The sequence below is a fragment of the Pseudomonas sp. S2_B10 genome (genome assembly GCF_054668425.1).
In genome coordinates, this window is the sequence record NZ_CP162768.1 from 350,679 (window position 1) to 369,501 (window position 18,823).

Genomic DNA, 18,823 nt, shown 5'->3' on the forward strand with positions numbered 1-18,823 from the left:
GTCACTATTCGCTAGACGGTTTTCCGGCCCCGCGACCGAACCGCTGAAACACTTTTCTTTCCAGTTTTGCTGCGCAGAAGCCCAGCGCGGCTTTGATTTCCTTCTCGACCATGCGCGTGGAAATGCCGAAACGCTGGGAGATTTCCAGGTGTGGCGCCTCTTCCAGCCGCGCGGCGATGAAGATCCGCCGACGCCGTGCGGGCAGTTCGTACAAGGCGCTAAGCAGGGCCTGCATCTCCTTTTGCCCACCGACCACCCGCTCCGGGTCGAGGGCTTCGTCGCCCAGTTGCAGCAGTTCCTCGACTTCGGTGCCGGTGAGCAGGCGCGCATCGGCCTGACGGCGGTCGGCGGCGATGTTCAGGGCCATGCGATACAGGTAGGCGTTGGGCTTGAGCAGGTTTGGCGGGGTCTCCATGCGATCGACCCGCAGCCAGGTTTCGTGCAGCACGTCATTGGCCAGGTCCTCGGAACCGAGGCGGCGGCGCAGGCGCACGCGAAAATCCTCGTAGGAGCTGAGGAACAGCTGGCCCATCACGCTTTGTCCGGCGTCTTTCATCCCCCGGAAACTCCTTCCCATCTCGTGCATTCCATGCGCTTCCCTGACGACTCCGGTAACAACAGCAACGTGACCGGCTGGCGCAAGGCGCTGGGCGTCGGCCGATCGATTGTGAGGTTGCGAAAACTTTCCACCAGCGCTTTATCGCGCCGTACATCGCCGGTCGAAGTGACCAACCGGTTGTGCTGCACCACGCCGTCGCGCCCGACCCACACCTGCAACACCGCGCGATAACTGCCCGGGCGGGTCAGCGGCGAACGACACAGCTTGCGCTCGATCGCCGCTTGCACCGCCGTCGCGTAACTGCGGTTGACCGCGACAACGGCCGGCGTGGGTTTGTCCGTCGGCACCGGCAGATCTTCCACCTGCGCCGCTTGTAGAGTGAACGCATCGGCCCGGGCGTAACGCGCCATCAACCCGGTGCCGCCGAGCAAATGGCGCAAGGCATCGGCGGCGGTGTATTCGCCATCCACAGCGAGGGAGCGGCGGCCCCGGCTCAACTGGCTATCGACCAGCACGGCGACGCCCGTGGCGCGGCTGTACTGATCCAGCGCCCGGGCCAGCTCCTGAGCCGGGATGTGCAAGGTCAGGCGCATATCCGCCGCTGCCGGATCAGCATTGGCCGCGTTGGCCAGCAGACCGAGCAGCCACCCCAGACCCGCGCGGCGCACAAGCGTCGCCGAGCGCTGAAGACTGATCCGCGAACTGCCTCGCTGCACGACTGGCGCACCCCTGAAAATCGCTATCCTGCGGGGCATTTATGACTCTGGTATGACGGGCGGTGCAAAAAAACCATCACGGGTTTTGCGCCGCGCTTGCACTAGACTCAAACCCCAGAGCGGCCCATTCGGGCGGGCCAGGAGGCGGACATGAAAACGCGGTGGATGTGGGTCTTGCTGATGACAGTGGGCGCGGCGCAGGCGGAAGAGCCGCTGGGCTGTGTCGAGGTCACGGTCGGCGGTTACAAGGCGCCGAATTACGATTGCCTGAGCCAGCAGATGGGCAACAATCCCGACGGCGCGGCGGCGGCGCAGAAGAATATGGAAGCGTTGAATGTGCCGGTGCACAAGCGCGCGCCGAATCAGGTCGGGCTGGCGACACCGGCGGCGACCAGTACGCGGATGGGGAATACGTTTGGCACCTCGGTGAAACCGCAGCGGCCGGCGAATTAGGCAGGTTGATCGTTCCCACGCTCTGCGTGGGAGTGCCTCAAGGGACGCTCCGCGTTCCAATGGGACGCAGAGCGTCCCGGGCTGCATTCCCACGCGGAGCGTGGGAACGATCAGACAGGGATGGGTGCTTTCAGTCACTCGGGGTCTGACGGAAGCTGACAGCCAAACGATTCCAGCTGTTGATGGTGCTGACTGCAACCGTCAGGTCCACCAGTTCGCCTTCATCGAATTGCTCGCGCGCTTGCTGGTAGACGTCATCCGGCACGTGGCTTTCGGCCAACAGCGTCACTGCCTCGGCCCAGGCCAGCGCCGCCCGTTCGCGGGGATTGAAGAAGTTGCTGTCGCGCCACACCGCGACCGCATAGAGGCGCCGATCACTCTCCCCGGCTCGTCGCGCGTCCACCGAGTGCATATCGGTGCAGAATGCGCAGCCGTTGAGTTGCGAAGCGCGGATCCGGATCAATTGCAGCAGCGGCGCTTCGATGCTCAAGTTGGCGGTCAGCGCCTCCATGGCAATCATCGCTTTCATCGCCTTGGGCGAAGCGTTGTAGTAATCCAGACGCAGGGACATGGCGCGGCTCTCGGCAGGCGGAATGATGAGTTTCACGGTAAGGGCTGTGCAGGCTGTGTTACAGCCCCAATTCCATGAATTCCGGCTACACCAATGAACCTCGGCCAAACGCAATACCTGTGGGAGCGAGCCTGCTCGCGAAAGCGGTTTCCCAGACAAATATTCATCCACTGCGCCACCGCCATCGCTGGCAAGCCAGCTCCCACAAGGTTTAACGTCGTTCACAAGATTTGTGCACGCCGCAAAAACTGTGGGAGCTGGCTTGCCAGCGATAGCGGAGTGTCAGACAACGAATCTGTTCAATGACACACCGCCTTCGCGAGCAGGCTCGCTCCCACAGGGACTTGCGCCAATTTGCGGTTTTTACTCCACGCAACTACTGCCAAAAGCCCAACAACGCTAATCTGACCGACACTTCACTCAACACCCGGGAGCCTCGTCGGTATGGAACTTCATGTCGTGATCAACGGCCGCAAGGATCTTGCCGGTCAGTTGTATCAGCAGCTGCGCGCGGCGATTGAATCCGGGCGGTTGGCGGCGGGTACGCAGTTACCGCCGAGCCGCTTGCTGGCCGAGCAATTGGGCATTTCGCGCAAGACCATTTCCGACACTTATGCGCAGCTGACCTACGAAAACTTCCTCACCGGCGTGATCGGCAAAGGCACCTACGTCAACGCCCGCCCGGCACAGGTGCAGCGCCAGCAGAGCCACACCGAGCTGGCCAGTGCCGAGGTGATCGAGAGCTGGCGCAATCTGCCGGTGTTCCTCCGTCACCCGACGCTGCAAGGTTCGCTGCGCTACGACTTCATCGGCGGCGCCACCAGCAAAGGCCAGTTCCCCCACGACGACTGGCGCCGCTGCGTCGCCCACGCGATGCGGCAGATGGCGCAGTCGAAAGGTTTCTACAGCGTCGCCGAAGGCTTGCCGGCGCTGCGCAATGCGATCGCTCGGCACATCGCGTTTTCCCGTGGCATCAACTGTCAGGACGAGGACATCGTCGTATGCAACGGCGCGCAGCAGGCGCTGGACCTGATTGCCCGCGTATTGACCCGTCCCGGCAGTCTGGTGGCCATGGAAGACCCCGGCTATCCGCCCGCGCGCTTGTTGTTCGGCACGCATGGCGCGGAGGTGGTCGGGGTGCCGGTGGATGCCGAGGGCATTCAGGTCGAGCACATTCCCGATGGCACCCGGCTCATCTATGTGACGCCATCGCATCAGTTTCCGCTGGGCATGGCGATGAGTCAGGCGCGCCGCGAGGCCCTGCTTGCCCGTGCCCACGAGCTCGGCGCGATCATCATCGAGGACGACTACGACAGCGAATTCCGCTACGAGGGCCGGCCCACCGATTCGCTGTACAACCTCGATCAGCGCGGTATCGTCGCCTACGTCGGCACCTTCTCGAAAACCCTGCTGCCGGAGTTGCGCCTGGGCTACGCGATCTTGCCGCCGTCGATCATCGAGGCAGTGATCCGCGCCAAACAGCTCACCGATCTGCACGCCTCGACTCTGCCGCAATGGGCGCTGGCCAAGTTCATCGCCGAGGGTTGCCTGCTCAAGCACATCCGCCGCTGCCACACGATCTACGCGCAACGCCGCGAACGCATCCTGGAGCGCATGGCGACGGATCTGGCGCCATGGCTGCAAGCCGTGCCGGCCAGCGCCGGGTTTCACATGGCGGTGTTCTGCAAGGTGCCTATCGATTTGCCGTTGGTCATCGAGCTGGCGAAAAAGGTTGAGGTCGGCCTGTATGCGATCAGTGGTTTCTACTACCAGCAGCCGGCGAAAGAAGGCCTTTACTTCGGTTTCGGCGCCATCGAAACCCTCGACATCGACATCGCCCTCGATCGCCTGCGCGACATCCTCGAACAGCTGTCATGAGCCGTTGGTATAAGGCTTTTACCGCCGATTGGTTATTGGTGATTCACGGCGGCAGGCCTATTCTGCACAGGCGTTATCCCTCAGTGAGCAGGATTCGTCCGGCCTGATTCAGGAGTGTGAGCAATGTCCAACGAAGTGATCAACACGGTTGAGGTCAAGGCGGTTGCGGGCCGCTCGGAAGAGCTCGGCAAGCAATTGCAGAAGATCGTCGACACCCTGCGCGAAACTCCGGGCTGCGATTCCTACCTGGTCGACCGCTGCCCCGAGGACAGCCACCGCTGGACGGTCAGCGCGCGCTGGCAGTCGGAAGCGGCGATGCAGGCGCATTTCAACCGGCCCGAGGCACAGGGGTTTATCGACCTGATCGATAGCCGCCTGGCCAATAGCGTCGATTTCAACAGCTTCCCTATCGTCTGATATGCCCCGTTCGCGAGCAGGCTCGCTCCCACATTGACATGCGGTCAACTGTGGGAGCGAGCCTGCTCGCGAAGGCGATTTGCGCCACACCGAAATCCTTCCAAGGCCAATTGGTCACCTGATCTTCGCGAATATTGGCCGTTTGAACCGGCCACATTGCGGCCTACTGTGAGCACACCCCCACCATCACAGGTAACCCTCCATGAAAGCCCTGCACCTCGTCGCCGCAGCCCTCGCCTTCACCTTCTCCGCTTCGGCAATGGCCCACGATCCATCCGAAAAAATCACCGTCCTGCAGGAACAACTGCTGAAAAACGCCCCCGGCAAGAAAGCCATGATGATCGAAGTCGACTACCAGCCGGGGCAATCCTCGATCGCCCATAAACACGAAGGCACGGCGATGGCTTACGTGCTCGACGGCGAAGTGATTTCCCAAGTCAAGGGCGAACAGGCGATCACTTACAAAAAGGGCCAGTTCTGGTACGAGCCGGCCGGCTCCGAGCATCTGGTGTCGAAAAACGCCAGCTCAACCAAGCCTGCCAGGTTGCTGGTGTTCATGGTGATGGCCCCGAACGAGCAGGTGCTGATCCCGCTGGAAAACTGATGGCTGCCTGATCACATTTGGAATGCGATCAACCGTGGGAGCGAGCCTGCTCGCGAAGGCGCCAGACCAGACACCACAAAATCCCTCAGACATTAAATCCCCGGCAAGACAGGCCATCCCGTCTTCCAAATCCACAATCATCCGCCGCTGTCCACTGTCAGGTCTGACAGTGGACAGCGCGACCGAAAGCTCCCCAAATACCAGCACTGCGTTGATTTGCCGGTCCCTATCGACTGATCGCTTTACGCAAAAACAGCGTATTCGAGGAGCAGACCATGACTGAAGTAAAAGACACCGCTGTGCATAATCTGGACCCCACTTTCGGCCCCGATAAAAATGGCCTCACCTGGTTTAAATATCCCGATCAGGAAAACGGCTTCGCCAACGCAGTTGCCGTCGCGGCGGACGGCAAGCTGCTGATCGCCGCAAGTCCGGGCAACAAGTTCGCCATTGTGCGATTGAAGCCTGACGGCACACAGGACACTTCGTTTGCCCGGGATGGCGTAGCCAGCGGGGTTTTCGCTCCGGGCTATAAATCCACGGGTGGCAGCATCAGCATCCTCAAGAACGGAAATCTGTTGCTTCAGGGTGCCTTTTATCTACACGAATACGCACAGCCACAACGCTGCCTGGCAATGTTTCGCAATGACGGAACGCCCGAGACCGCATTTGGCGTCAACGGCGTAGTCTTCGTTGATCCGATTCCGTCGCCCGCCCTCACGTCGTCCGACATCGAACTTGGGCAAAAACGCACTACGGCATCCGATTACAGTGGCCATGCCATTGAACTGGACGACGGAAAACTGATGGTGTTGAGCAACCATCGATATTCCCCCAATGACCAATGCGGTCTTTTGATCAGACTGCAAAGCAACGGGGCTCTGGACACTGCGTTTGGCCAGGGAAAGGGTTACGTCGTGATTCGATACCTGGCCAACTTCACGTGGGCTGGCTCACTGATCCGGCTCCAGGACGGCAAATTCGCCATCGCAGGTTACGTTTCACGTGAAAACCGCTACCGCGCAATGATCGCCCTCTTCGACGCCACAGGTAAGCCTGTCAGCAGCTTTGGCGATAACGGTTTTGCCCTGTTCGACCGCCTGGACAAGCTCAGTCAGATCAACCAGCTGGTCGAAATGCCTGGTGGCAACATCCTTGGCATCGGTAGCGCCACCTCGAAGGATTTTGTTCACCAGGGCGTCCTGGTTTGTGTCGACAGGAACGGGAAATACGCCATCGACTTCAATGAAGGGAGGCCAGTCCTGACGTCCTATCCAAAAGCCCTTTTCGGCATCCAATGGACTGCTGGCACGCTGAGGGACGGACACATCGTGGTGCTTTCCAGCACCCACGGCGAACAAGACTCGGAAATCGTCATTGCCCAGTTCAAATCGGACGGCTATCCAGATCGCGATTTTGCCGACGACGGTGTGCTGGTCATCAATCTGACCGGCGTGCTCGACATGGCGGGAGGCCTTGCCATTCAGGACAATCAGATTGTCGTAGCCGGAACATCCCTGCCCCGTACGGACGGCGTCGGTAGCTTCGCCTTTCGCTGCGCCGATACGTTCTGAATGACAGACAAGAAAAAGCCCCGCCTCTTTCGAGAGCGGGGCTTCTTCATTCAGCCACTACTTACGCCAGTTCAAGCTCGGCATTCGCAGTGATCGCAGGCACGATCGCTTGCCCACTCAACGCCAGATCCAGCAGTTCACGGTTGGCCACCGCGTACATGGCGTAGTCCGTACCGCTCGCAGCACGGATTTCCACCAACATGGCGCGCCAGCGTTCGATCATGCTTTCGTGCTGGGCCATCCACAGCGCCAGGCGTGCTTCCACGTCCTGCGAGCCGTCGCCCTGTTGCAGGACGGAGATGGTGATCGCCCGTTGCTGCCAGTCGACGTCATCACGGAACGCTTCACGGGCCAGAGCCTGCCAGTTGTTTTCAACCGGCAGAGCGCTGATCTGTTGCAGGTACCAGGTGATGTCCAGTGCAGAGCCGACGGCGAAGTAAGCCTTGGCCACTTCGGCCGGGTTCTGCCCGGTGACGTCGGCGGCTTCGATGATCGGCAGCAGCGTGTACAGGTGCGAAGTACCCGCCACCATACGCGCCAGCAATTCCGGCACACCGGCTTCGACGTAAGCCTGATAGCGCGACTGCCAGTTCTCGCGGATTTCGCCGCTGAGCAGTTCGTCGAGTTTCAGACCCAGTTCTTTCAGGTGCGGACCGAAATGCGCGACGTCACGGGCAGCGTTCTGCTCGTTGCGGCGGGCACGCAGGAACCAGCGCGTGGCACGACGGCCCAGACGCATCAGCTCGTCCATCAGTTCCAGTTGCACGTCAGCGGAAACCTGATAGTCCAGCGCTTCGATCTGACGGAACCAGTGCGGGAGGTGGAAGATGTCGCGCACGATCACGTAAGCGCCAGCCACGTTCGCCGGGCTCATGCCGGTCGACTCTTTGAGTCGCTGCACGAAAGTGATGCCCATGTGGTTGACCAGATCGTTGGCGATCTGCGTGCTGACGATCTCGCGCTTCAGACGATGACGACGCATGGCTTCGGAGAACTTGCTGACCAGGGTCGGCGGGAACGCCGTTTCCATGTCGCGGGTCAGGTAGTCGTCGTCCGGCACCAGCGAGCCCAGCAGCTGCTCTTTGAGGTCGATCTTGCTGTAGGAAATCAGCACCGACAGCTCAGGACGGGTCAGGCCGTGGCCCTCAGCGACGCGCTCGGTCAGTTGCTCTTCGGTCGGCAGGAATTCGATGGCACGGTCCAGCTTGCCACGGCCTTCCAGATCGCTCATCAGACGCTTGTACTCAGCGATGCGCGCGTAGGCACGGCGCGCCGCCAGGGACAGGGCCTGAGTCTGCTTGTAGTTGTTGCCCAGCACCAGATTGCCGACTTCGTCGGTCATGCTCGCGAGCAACTGGTTGCGTTGCTTGTCGGTCATGTCACCGGCCTGAACCACTTCGTTCAGCAGGATCTTGATGTTCACTTCGTGGTCGGAGCAGTCCACGCCACCGGCGTTGTCGATGAAGTCGGTGTTGGAACCGCCGCCATTGAGACCGAATTCCACGCGACCCAGTTGGGTCATGCCGAGGTTACCGCCCTCGCCCACGACTTTGCAGCGCAGCTCGTTACCGTTGACGCGCAGTGCATCGTTGGCCTTGTCGCCGACATCGGCGTGGCTTTCGGTGCTGGCCTTGACGTAGGTGCCGATACCGCCGTTCCACAACAGATCCACCGGCGCCTTGAGCAAGGCATTGAGCAGTTCGGTCGGGGTCAGCTTGTCAGCCTGGATGTCGAAGCGTTCTTTCATCTGCGGCGAGATCGCGATGCTCTTCGCGCTGCGCGAGAAGATACCGCCACCTTCGGACATGATGCTGGTGTCGTAGTCGGTCCAGGCCGAACGCGGCAGGTCGAACAGACGCTGACGCTCGACGAAACTGGTCGCCGGGTTCGGGTTAGGGTCGATGAAGATGTGCATGTGGTTGAATGCCGCGACCAGTTGCAGCTTGTCGGACATCAACAGGCCGTTACCGAACACGTCGCCAGCCATGTCGCCGACGCCAACCACGGTGATGCTGTCTTCCTGAACATTGATGCCGCGTTCGCGGAAGTGGCGCTGTACGCCGACCCACGCGCCCTTGGCGGTGATGCCCATTTTCTTGTGGTCGTAACCGGCCGAACCACCGGAGGCGAACGCGTCACCCAGCCAGAAGCCGTAGTCGATGGCGATGCCGTTGGCGATGTCGGAGAAGGTTGCAGTGCCCTTGTCCGCCGCGACCACCAGGTACGGGTCATCGTCGTCATGACGCACGACATTGACCGGCGGCACCAGGGCGCCGTCCTTCAGGTTGTCGGTGATGTCCAACAGGCCGGAAATGAAGATGCGGTAGCAGGCGATGCCCTCGGCCGCGATTTCGTCTCGGCTGCCGCCCAGTGGCAGGCGACGCGGCAGGAAGCCGCCCTTCGCGCCCACTGGCACGATGACCGAGTTCTTCACTTGCTGGGCTTTTACCAGGCCGAGCACTTCGGTACGGAAGTCTTCTTCACGGTCGGACCAGCGCAGGCCACCACGAGCAACGTTGCCGAAGCGCAGGTGCACGCCTTCGACGCGTGGCGAGTAGACGAAGATTTCAAACTTCGGCACTGGCTTGGGCAGCTCAGGGATCGCATGCGGGTTGAACTTGAAGCTGAAGTACGACTTGTTCTGGCCGTTGGCGTCAGTCTGATAGAAGTTGGTGCGCAGGGTGGCTTTGATCAGGTCGAGGTAACGACGCAGGATGCGGTCTTCGTTGAGCACCTGAACATCGTCCAGTGCAGTCAGAATCGCTTGTTCCAGACGCAGTTGCTTGTCTTCCAGATCGTCGCTGCCGAGCTTGCGTGCCAGGTAGAAACGGGTCTTGAACAACCGGGTCAGCTCGCGAGCGATGTCGGTGTGGTTGTTCAAAGTGCTGGCGATGTAACCCAGATCGAAGCCCAGACGAATCTGCTTCAGGTAGCGGGCGTAGGCACGCAGCAGCGCCACGTCGCGCCATGGCAGACCGGCGGTCAGCACCAGACGGTTGAACGCATCGTTCTCGGCATCGCCGCGCACGATGTGGACGAACGCGTCCTGCAGGGTGTCGTTGAGTTGCTGGATGTCGAGGTCGAGACCTTCAGCGGCGGTGAATGCGAAATCGTGAATCCAGAATTCGCGGCCGTTGGTGTGGCGCAGGCGATACGGGAATTCACCCAGTACGCGCAGGCCGAGGTTTTCCAGAATCGGCAGGACGTCGGACAGCGCCAGCGGCGTGTCGGCGTGATACAGCTTGCAATGCAGCTCGCGCTGGCCGGAGACCTGACCGAGCGGCTGATAGAAGCTCATCACCAGCGGATTTTTTTCGTTGAGGCTCAGCAGGTGCTGCATGTCGACCACGGCCGAATGCGCGGCAAAACGCTCGCGGTAACCGGCCGGGAAGCCTTTCGGGAAGTCGGCCAGCACGTTGGTGCCGTGGGCTTCGCCGAAGCTTTCGACGGTCAGTGCGGCGTAATCGTCCTGCCAGCTGCGGCAGGCCTGAACCACTTCTTTTTCCAGCAGCAGCGGGTCGATGTCGAGGCGGTTCTTCGGATCGACGCGCAGGATCAGCTGCACACGGGCCAGCACGGATTCCGAGAAGAAGGTCCAGAATTCGCAATCGGACGCCTTCAGGCGCTCCATCAGCACTTGCTGGATCTTCTGGCGCACTTCGGTGGAATAGATGTCGCGCGGCACGTAGGCCAGGCAGTAGCAGAAGCGACCGTACGGGTCTTTGCGCAGGAACACGCGGATCTTGTTGCGTTCCTGGATCTGCACGATCGACATCACGGTGGTGAACAGTTCGTCGACCGGGGTCTGGAACAGGTCGTCACGCGGTAGCACTTCGAGGACCTGTGCCAGTTCCTTGCCCAGGTGAGCCTTGGACTGGAAGCCGGAGCGGCGCTCGATTTCTTCGACCTTGCGGCGGATGAACGGGATGACCCGCACGCTCTCGCCGTACACCGACGAGGTGTACAGGCCCATGAAGCGGTGTTCCTTGATGACTTTGCCGTCGGCGTCGATTTCACGGATCGACACGTAATCCGGGTAAGCCGGACGGTGCACACGGCTCGGGTGCGCAGCCTTGGCGAACGACAGCAGGGTCGGTTCGCGCAGATAGGACACGGCGTAGTCTTCGATGCGCAGGTCTTCGTAGGTCAGGCCGGTGCGCAGCAGTTTCGTCAGGCCGAGGAAGGAGTTCCGGTCGTACTCGATGTGGCCGCCATCGGCTTGATCGGTAACCACGAACTCTTCGTAGCCGAGGAAGGTGAAGTGGTTACCCACCAGCCATTCCAGGAAGCTCTTGATTTCGTTCTTTTCGTCGGCATCGACCGGATAGGCGCTGTTGTCGAGCTGGGTGAGGATGTCCTGCACCTTGGCTTTCATCGGCTCGAAGTCAGCAACGGCGACGCGCACTTCACCTAGCACCTGCTCAAGCTCTTTGCTCAGCACGTTCAGCTCGGCCGCGTTGGCGCAACGGTCGATTTCCAGGTACATCAGCGATTCGTGCAGCACGCCTTCGCCGGTGCTGCCTTTTGGCAGGATTTCCAGCAATTCGCCCTTGCTGCCACGACGCACGCTGAGCACGGTGGTCTGCAGGGTATGAATGCTGTAGCCGCGACGGTTCAGCTCGGTACGCACCGAGTCGACCAGAAATGGCAGGTCGTGGTGCAGCACTTCGACCGCGGTGTGGGTCGACTGCCAGCCGTGACGTTCGTAATCGGGGTTGTAGACACGCACTTGCGGTTGCGCGTGATCGAAGCGCTCAAGCAGGCGCCACGCAGAGAGAGTACAGCCAGCGAGGTCGGAGAGGCGACGTTGAGTCAGCTCGTCCAGGGAAATGATGCCGAAGAATTGTTCAGCGAACAGCGCCACTTGTGGCAGTGCCTGTTCACTGATGTGCTGCGCCAGTGCCGCTTGCAGTTGGTGCTGGAAGTCGGCTTTGCTGGCTGCGGTGAAGAACGCCATCTGTGGTACTCCGCTTAAGCTTGTTATTGATGGAAAGCGTCGCGTGCAACACCCCTTTCGGGGCTGGTGTCGCCCTGTTCCTGATTCTCGGGCAGAGGAAACAGGGAGACAGGTGGGTGAAGCTGGACGGGACACTCAGGTCACATTCACCTTCCATGAATGAGCATCTGCAAAAGCGACTGCCAGCACTGCCGACAATGCCTTTACGGGTGCTCATCCGTTGCGCAGCTTAATGGGTGCGACAATGTGTCTGCTTGCGGTGCTGCGACATATTCGGTCATTGGCACGTAAATGCAGGGTTTGGCCTGCATCAACACTAGCAGGCGTGAGCTGAAATGCAGGCTCGATACCCCGGTTTCACGGGACTTTCGTGCCAGGACAATCCTTGGGAACGTTACATATCCGGAAACGAAAACGCCCAAGGCCCTGTTATCGACCCTGAGCGTGGCATCCGGTTCAGCGCTGGCGGTTGACGCGGATCAGTCCGGCAGTTCCTCAAAGGCTCTGAATTTGCTCACCGTGGCGCAGTCGTAGCACATCGTCTGCAGGATCTGCTTGTCCATGCTGGCGTCAATGTTGCTCGAATCGCATTCGCGGCAGAACAGGCGCAGATTGCCCAGCAAGTCGCTGTCGAACGCTACGGCGCTGAAGAATTGCGGAACCAGTTCGTCGCGCCAGTACATGCCCGGCGATTTGGAGAATCCGGCGCCGCTGTCCTTGAGCACCACGTCGTAGAGCAAGCGCTGCAAGGCCGTTTGCGGTACTCGCGAATCGCGATGGCCGTTCTTGCGCCAGTTACGGGCGAGCGCGTCCTGCGCCGTGCCCAGCATGTTGCGCGGAATGGTGTTGGAGGCGTGACTGCGCCCCTTGGAATTGCCGGTGGCATAGAAATGCGCGGCGTTTCTCACGGCCAGCCGGGCAAAGTAATACAGCTGACTGACCGAGAAGTCCTGCAGCAACTGCCCGACCACCTCCTCGGCACGGGCCTCGGCCGTGAAGGCGAAATCCACCTCACTGGCCAGCACACGAATGTATTGAAGCGACTCTTCGCGGGCGAGACTGAAGACCAGCGAATAGATTTCGCTCTTCCAGGCCGCCTTTACGCTGCCCGACAATTCCTGATACAGCGCCAGATACAGATTCTCTCGGGTACAGCGCGCCAAGCCATCCAGCGTGACGTTGGGCAGCCAGCGCACGGCGCTGTACTCGCGAATACTGCAGCCCTCGCTGCGATCGAAGGCGTTGATATCGGATTCGGTGGAAACCGCCAGCACCCCGGCTTCGTGCAGGCTTTTGAGCAACTCTTCCCGCGCCTCGAACGTCAGGGCAAGCAGCTCTTCTCGGGATGGCGCGTTCAACGGCGCAATCCATTCAACGTTTGCCCCGTAGCCATCATCGAGCAAGGCGAGCAACGTCAACTTCTGCACAAAGCCCAGATTGGCGTAAGGCACTGCAGGGAGTTGCGCGCCATATCTGGCCTGCAACTCCAGACGGTCCCGCGCTGCCCGGGCGGCCAGTTGCTGCTGGCGAACCTTGAAACATTCTGTGCAGTTGCACGCTGTGTGGCGGCCATTGGCGCCGGGGACACTGTGCTGGTGCTCACAGCGTACGCATTTGAATGCACTGCGCAACGAAAGCGGAGTACCTCTGGCGTAGCGGCGCATCCACATCGGCAGTTCACAGTAAGGACAGGTGAGGTCAGTGCTGACGAACGGTGGCAGAACCTTGAGCAGACTGCGCACCGTGGAAGGAATCTGGAATTGCGCCATCAGCTGCGCGGTTTTCTCACCTTCCAGATAGCGCTTGTAGATCTCCTCGATCTGTTCGTCAGACAGGTGGCGAATTTCTTCGGCGCGTTCGAAATATTGAGTCATGGCAAAGGTCCTTTTTTGGGGTTTTGGTAACGCACTCCGTTGCGCAAGAGCGGCGAAACTAACGGCAAAAAGGTGGACATCACAAGCGAAAAATCGCAATTTCGGGTGGATTTTGCGCATCCGGTAATTGCCTTACGCTGGCGTCGGATTTTCCCTTCTTGCTACTCGGAACCGGGCGACGGAAATGTCCTGCTTTGCGACTTTTTGCCGATGCAGGCAGCGCGAACGAGCAGAGACTGGCAAAATCGCGCCTTCGAACAGATTCACCGCCGCCACTGCCCAGGATTTCCCCCATGCAAATGACCACCGCCCTACTGATCGTCAACCCGTGCGACGACGAAGAAGACAACATGGCCATGCTCTGCTGCCACAGCGACAAGGGCGAGATGTTCCTGATGAGTCGTTATCCGGATGAGGATGAGCTGGAGATCACCCTGGATGGCGAGCCTTCGACGCTTGACGGGGTGAAGGTCACGCTGACGTCGGAACTGCTGAAGATCGAGATTGCTGCGGCGGATGCCGATGCGTTGAATGGCGATGATGTGCTGGAGATCAGCTTCAACCCGTATATGGTGGATATGGATGAGGTTGTTGAGACTTTGAAGAATATTCTCGATGGAACAGGAACTTTTGTAATTAATCTGGAATAACCAGTTCGGCTCGCATGACAAGATAAATGACGACGGCATTTGATCGCCTCTTATGCCATCGTCATTAATTGCACGCTGATTGACACCTCTACAAGTTCTAAACACCTGCAAACCATAATTCGCGCTAATTTTCCGCATAGAACACCGCTGTGTTTAACAGCACGAAGTTCGATCCTACTACTCCTCAAGAAGTGCCCTACGCAATCATCGGAAGCCGTCTGATTGCGGGCCCACCCCTCCCTTGTTATTACTCGTTGCGCTTGCAAAAAAACATGCAAGCTCGGCGCACAAAAAAGTGCCGACAACGTGATATTCAATGGAGTCATATGTAATGGGTAGAAAACGTTCTGAAATAAACACCTGAGGATTTGCCTTATGGCTCGGGCCACTTTGAAGGTTTCCTGGCGACGGAACTGGACTTCTTCGCCTCACTGACCCGCTGACTCGGCCTCCCGATCAGCCAATCCTGAAAATGCCGAAAGTCGATCTTTCGGCATTCAAGCCTACGAGGCTCACCATGTCAGAGCGTGAGATTTCATCCAGCGAAGCGTTTGTCCGAATAAACAATGTTATCCAGACACTGGGTTTGAAAGCGCGAGTGCGCTATGTCGATGACGGTAATCTGGTCGCTACTGCCGAACTCTATAACGAATACGACACGCTGATTGAATCAGGCGCAGGCAAAGGTCCCGACGCGCTTGTAGGTGCACTTGCTGAAAGCCTTGAGCACTACGCGATGTTTCACGCCGAGCCGCCATTTTGCACAACGCTTGGTTGCAGTGACATCGCTTCGCAGAACGGGGTCGAGTCGGACGGCATTTTCACAAGTCTGCGAAAAAACATCGAGCCTCTACAGTGTCTGCAGCTTGCAGCACTCGACGGCTGCGCCGGGCTTTTTGTGCCATGCGCCCTGCTGTATCCGGTCAAAGATGAACGTAAAACAACGAGTCAACCGACGCGCTTTTTAAATCGCTACGCCTCTAACTCAGGAACTGCTTTCGGCTGCACGAAATCAGAAGCACTGCTGCACGGTACCCTGGAACTGATTGAGCGACACCTGTTGTCCCGGTTTTTCATGGCCGTCTGCAGACTGATACCTGCGATAGATCTCTACTCACCGTCGGCGCCCCTGCTTGCGCAAGCCCTGTTCAACAACTCATACGCGCTACGGGCTGCCGAAGCTTTGCAGATCATCATTATCAAAGACGAGTCAGAAGTTTATCTGGCGGTTGCATTCCCACGAACCGGCCCCGGCGACCGACATATATCCGCAATCGGCTCCGGCTGTTCTTTGGACATATTTATCGCCATCCAAAGAGCGGTAACGGAGCAATTCCAATCAAACGCCTTATACGACGCCAACGATGAAATCGCGGACCGAAAGGTACTTGATGTGCTTTGTCAATCCGAGAAACTGAAACAGCTGATAGACTTTGCACCCGTTAAAAACTTGAAACTCAATACCCTGGCGCCGCCAAAAAGCCTGCTTGCACTCTCTGTTCCTGAACAACTTGCCTTGCTCCGAAAAAACCTGAGCGGTATGAACAAAGTCCTATTTTTCAGAACAGTCATGGAGTACCCGGGGACCAACGTAGTTACCCAGACTTATATCCCGGGTCTCGACCGATTCAACATAATCAGAAATGGCCAACCCGTAGCTCCTCAGCACATTTTGCTCGGCACCAGGAGCACGCCAACGGCGTGATCCAAAACGACCACAGGCCCATACTCATGCAGACATTTATAAGAACAGCCTGCGAGAAACATCGACTCCTGCTGGTGATGACAATAGGCGCGACCATCACCCTGAAAATCCTGGCCCTGGCCCCTCCTTTGTTATTGGGCAAGATCGTCGATTCACTAAACGATGCCGATCACACAACGCTGCGTACGCTGCTTTTTTTCACCGCAGCTTTTACGCTGGCCGGTTGCATTCAGTCGATGACCACCCCCCTGCAAACGCTGCTGCTCTCAAAGCTCGTCCAGCGAATTGTCATGGATGCTTCCATCAATTGGATGGCGCGGTTGATGGGCAAGGATTTTTCCCAGTTTGGCACGTGGCGAGTAGGACACTTCATCAAGTCGGTCGAGCGCGGAATCACTGCCCACGAACAGTTGCTGATGTTCTTCGTCACTACGGGTTTTCCCCTGTGCCTGGAATTTCTTATTGTGGCCGGCGCATTCTGGTATATGGGCGGAGCCTGGGTTTTCTGCGCGCTAGCTGGCCTCGGTGGCTGTTATCTCTATGCAACTCACCGGATCATTCGATGGCGCAGAAAACACATCGATGCTGTTAATGACCAGGAGGATGAGCTGAGTGCAACCTTGGTCAATACTTTGAGGGCTGGTAAATCGATAAAACTGGAACGCGCCGAACGCACGGCCCTGCAACCCTTGAACCGAGCGTTTGAGCGCTACGCCAATGCTGCGGTGACCGTAGCAGGCTCGGGCGGACTGTTGAGCGCGGCGAAGATTTTGTTTATCAGCCTGTCCACCGGCGGTTTGTTGGCTTGGGGAGTCATGGATCAGACGTCCGGACAAGCAAGTATCAGCGTCGGTCAGTTGGTGGCCATTTCCTCTATTGCTGGTACGTTCCTGTTGAATGTATCGGCGCTGACCGAAGGCTATCGGGTGCTGGATCAATTTTCGGCTGATCAACGGCGACTCAAAGAATTACTTGCAACTGCTGACTTCGATAACGATCGCCGCAATGACTCTGATGCGTTGCATAACCTATCAACATTACGGCTCGAGCCCTGCGAGATCACCCATAACGGTGTTGCGCAGCTATCAATTGCCAGCCAGATCAGCTTCCGACAGGGCCAATCCGTTGCGATCATCGGGCCCAGCGGCGCTGGCAAATCGACGTTACTCGAAGCGCTGGCAGGACTGGATTTTTCGGTGCGGCCCCGGCTGTTCATCGACGAGCTGTGCATAGATCGCTTAAATGCTCGCGTTCATCTGGAAACGGTGCGTTACAGCCCCCAGTCTCCGCAGTTCCTGGAAGGAAGTTTTGAACAGTCCGTACTTTTCGGTGTTGAGCAGTCGAAAACATTGAACGAGGCAATTCAATGCCTCCAGCTTGATGAAATCATTGGCCGAGGTCACATCGCTGAAAACGCCACCAATATCTCCGGAGGTGAAGCGAAGCGGCTTTCGTTGCTGCGACTTCTGAATCGACCGGGCAAATTCAATCTGTTTGATGAGCCGAGTGCTTCGATTGAACCGAAACTCGCTACACCAGTGTGGGATTTGCTATTCAAGACATTCGCTGGACAGGGCCTTATATGTGTCACCCATGATGTTGAACATCTCCATCGTTTTGACCGCGTGCTCGTCATGCAGCAAGGCGCCATCGTTGATGAAGGCAAATGGTTCGAACTGCTTGAGCGCCCCGCCATCAAGGTCATATTGCACAGCTTGCACACGCAGACCTGAATCGCAAAAACGTCCAGAAACGGCCCCACGCAGTGCAAACGAGGGCCGATACTGACAAATCGCGCAAATGCCGTTAGTCGCCGCCCCCCACGATGGATTAAAGTAACGCCCCCAGCCCCGGCGTTATCCGAACGCCCCGGCCACCCCCTTTCCAGGAACAGTCACCGATGGAACATCGTGAAGCGCTGCTGGCGCTGCGAACCTTTCTTTCAACGCAGATTCTCGGCCAGGAAAAACTCATCGAGCGCTTGCTCATCGCCCTGCTCGCCGACGGCCATATGCTGGTCGAGGGCGCTCCCGGTCTGGCCAAGACCAAAGCGATCAAAGAACTCGCCGAGGGCATCGAAGCCCAGTTCCATCGTATTCAGTTCACCCCCGACCTGCTGCCGGCTGACATCACCGGCACCGAAATCTACCGTCCGGAAACCGGCAGTTTCGTGTTCCAGCAAGGGCCGATCTTTCACAACCTGGTGCTGGCCGACGAAATCAACCGTGCGCCGGCCAAGGTGCAATCGGCCTTGCTCGAAGCGATGGCCGAGCGTCAGGTCAGCGTCGGGCGCAGCACCTATGAGCTGTCGCCGCTGTTTCTGGTGATGGCCACGCAGAACCCGATCGAACAGGAAGGCACCTATCCGCTGCCGGAAGCTCAGCTCGACCGTTTCCTCATGCACGTCAAGATCGGCTTCCCTGACGCCGCCGTCGAACGGCGCATCCTGCAACAGGCGCGCGGCGAGGCGTTGAACGGCGAGACCAAGCCCGAGCGTCGGGTCAGCCAGCAGGCGATCTTCGCCGCGCGCAAGGAAATCCTCGGTTTGTACATGGCCGACGCCGTGGAGGAATACCTGGTGCAACTGGTCATGGCCACGCGTAACCCGGCCAAGTTCGACCCGGAAATGGCCGAATGGATCGCTTACGGTGCCAGTCCGCGCGGTTCGATTGCCCTCGATCGCTGCGCCCGCGCCCACGCCTGGCTGGCCGGTCGCGACTTCGTCAGCCCGGAAGACATTCAGGCCGTGCTGTTCGACGTGTTGCGCCATCGCATCATTCTGTCGTTCGAAGCCGAAGCCGCTGGCATCGATCAGGACCGCGTGGTGCAGCGGATTCTCGACGTCGTCGCCGTCGCTTGACCCCC

General features: G+C 58.9%; 14 protein-coding genes. 9 read left to right on the forward strand and 5 right to left on the reverse strand.

Annotation, left to right across the window (positions count from 1 at the left end; all coding sequences use genetic code 11):
• Positions 1-4: 4 nt before the first annotated feature.
• Positions 5-556: an RNA polymerase sigma factor gene (locus AB4O45_RS01465; protein ID WP_256810106.1), complete on the reverse strand. Its 552-nt coding sequence runs from the start codon at positions 554-556 to the stop codon at positions 5-7.
• Entirely contained in the window at positions 553-1,275 is a 723-nt protein-coding gene (locus tag AB4O45_RS01470; protein ID WP_460161530.1) for a secretin and TonB N-terminal domain-containing protein, read from the reverse strand. The genes AB4O45_RS01465 and AB4O45_RS01470 overlap by 4 nt, the downstream gene beginning before the upstream one ends.
• Positions 1,276-1,425: 150 nt before the next feature.
• On the opposite strand from AB4O45_RS01470, the gene AB4O45_RS01475 reads away from it, so the two are divergent.
• A complete protein-coding gene (locus tag AB4O45_RS01475; RefSeq protein ID WP_041480100.1) occupies positions 1,426-1,728 on the forward strand; it encodes a hypothetical protein in 303 nt (100 codons plus the stop codon).
• A 130-nt stretch (positions 1,729-1,858) separates the two neighbouring features.
• Here the strand turns inward: AB4O45_RS01475 and AB4O45_RS01480 are convergent, their stop codons facing one another.
• Positions 1,859-2,299: a carboxymuconolactone decarboxylase family protein gene (locus AB4O45_RS01480; RefSeq protein ID WP_095180179.1), complete on the reverse strand. Its 441-nt coding sequence runs from the start codon at positions 2,297-2,299 to the stop codon at positions 1,859-1,861.
• 444 nt (positions 2,300-2,743) lie between these two features.
• Between AB4O45_RS01480 and pdxR the strand changes: the two genes are divergently transcribed.
• From pdxR to AB4O45_RS01500, 4 genes are all read left to right on the forward strand, one after another.
• Positions 2,744-4,177 carry a MocR-like pyridoxine biosynthesis transcription factor PdxR gene (gene pdxR, locus AB4O45_RS01485; protein ID WP_460160983.1) on the forward strand — a complete coding sequence of 478 codons (1,434 nt, stop codon included), beginning with the start codon at positions 2,744-2,746 and terminating at the stop codon, positions 4,175-4,177.
• Positions 4,178-4,300: 123 nt separating this feature from the next.
• The gene (locus AB4O45_RS01490) at positions 4,301-4,594 is read left to right on the forward strand and encodes a putative quinol monooxygenase (protein ID WP_016774982.1); all 294 of its coding nucleotides are present in this window, start codon (positions 4,301-4,303) and stop codon (positions 4,592-4,594) included.
• 202 nt (positions 4,595-4,796) lie between these two features.
• A complete protein-coding gene (locus AB4O45_RS01495; RefSeq protein WP_095180181.1) occupies positions 4,797-5,198 on the forward strand; it encodes a cupin domain-containing protein in 402 nt (133 codons plus the stop codon).
• A 275-nt stretch (positions 5,199-5,473) separates the two neighbouring features.
• On the forward strand, positions 5,474-6,772 hold the full coding sequence (locus tag AB4O45_RS01500) for an NHL repeat-containing protein (RefSeq protein ID WP_460160984.1): 1,299 nt from the start codon (positions 5,474-5,476) through the stop codon (positions 6,770-6,772).
• A gap of 61 nt (positions 6,773-6,833) precedes the next feature.
• Here AB4O45_RS01500 and AB4O45_RS01505 read toward each other — a convergent pair whose 3' ends face one another.
• Entirely contained in the window at positions 6,834-11,729 is a 4,896-nt protein-coding gene (locus tag AB4O45_RS01505) for an NAD-glutamate dehydrogenase (RefSeq protein ID WP_095180183.1), read from the reverse strand.
• A gap of 479 nt (positions 11,730-12,208) precedes the next feature.
• A complete protein-coding gene (locus tag AB4O45_RS01510) occupies positions 12,209-13,603 on the reverse strand; it encodes a hypothetical protein (RefSeq protein WP_460160985.1) in 1,395 nt (464 codons plus the stop codon).
• Between the two features lie 293 nt (positions 13,604-13,896).
• On the opposite strand from AB4O45_RS01510, the gene AB4O45_RS01515 reads away from it, so the two are divergent.
• The 4 genes from AB4O45_RS01515 to AB4O45_RS01530 all read left to right on the forward strand — a co-directional run bounded on the left by AB4O45_RS01515 (position 13,897) and on the right by AB4O45_RS01530 (position 18,818).
• Positions 13,897-14,253 carry a hypothetical protein gene (locus tag AB4O45_RS01515; RefSeq protein WP_150635094.1) on the forward strand — a complete coding sequence of 119 codons (357 nt, stop codon included), beginning with the start codon at positions 13,897-13,899 and terminating at the stop codon, positions 14,251-14,253.
• 517 nt (positions 14,254-14,770) lie between these two features.
• A complete protein-coding gene (locus AB4O45_RS01520; RefSeq protein WP_082530321.1) occupies positions 14,771-15,958 on the forward strand; it encodes a YcaO-like family protein in 1,188 nt (395 codons plus the stop codon).
• A 26-nt stretch (positions 15,959-15,984) separates the two neighbouring features.
• The gene (locus AB4O45_RS01525; protein WP_252878334.1) at positions 15,985-17,691 is read left to right on the forward strand and encodes an ATP-binding cassette domain-containing protein; all 1,707 of its coding nucleotides are present in this window, start codon (positions 15,985-15,987) and stop codon (positions 17,689-17,691) included.
• A 167-nt stretch (positions 17,692-17,858) separates the two neighbouring features.
• Positions 17,859-18,818, forward strand: a complete 960-nt coding sequence (locus AB4O45_RS01530; RefSeq protein ID WP_007913915.1) for an AAA family ATPase — start codon at positions 17,859-17,861, stop codon at positions 18,816-18,818.
• Positions 18,819-18,823 lie beyond the last annotated feature (5 nt).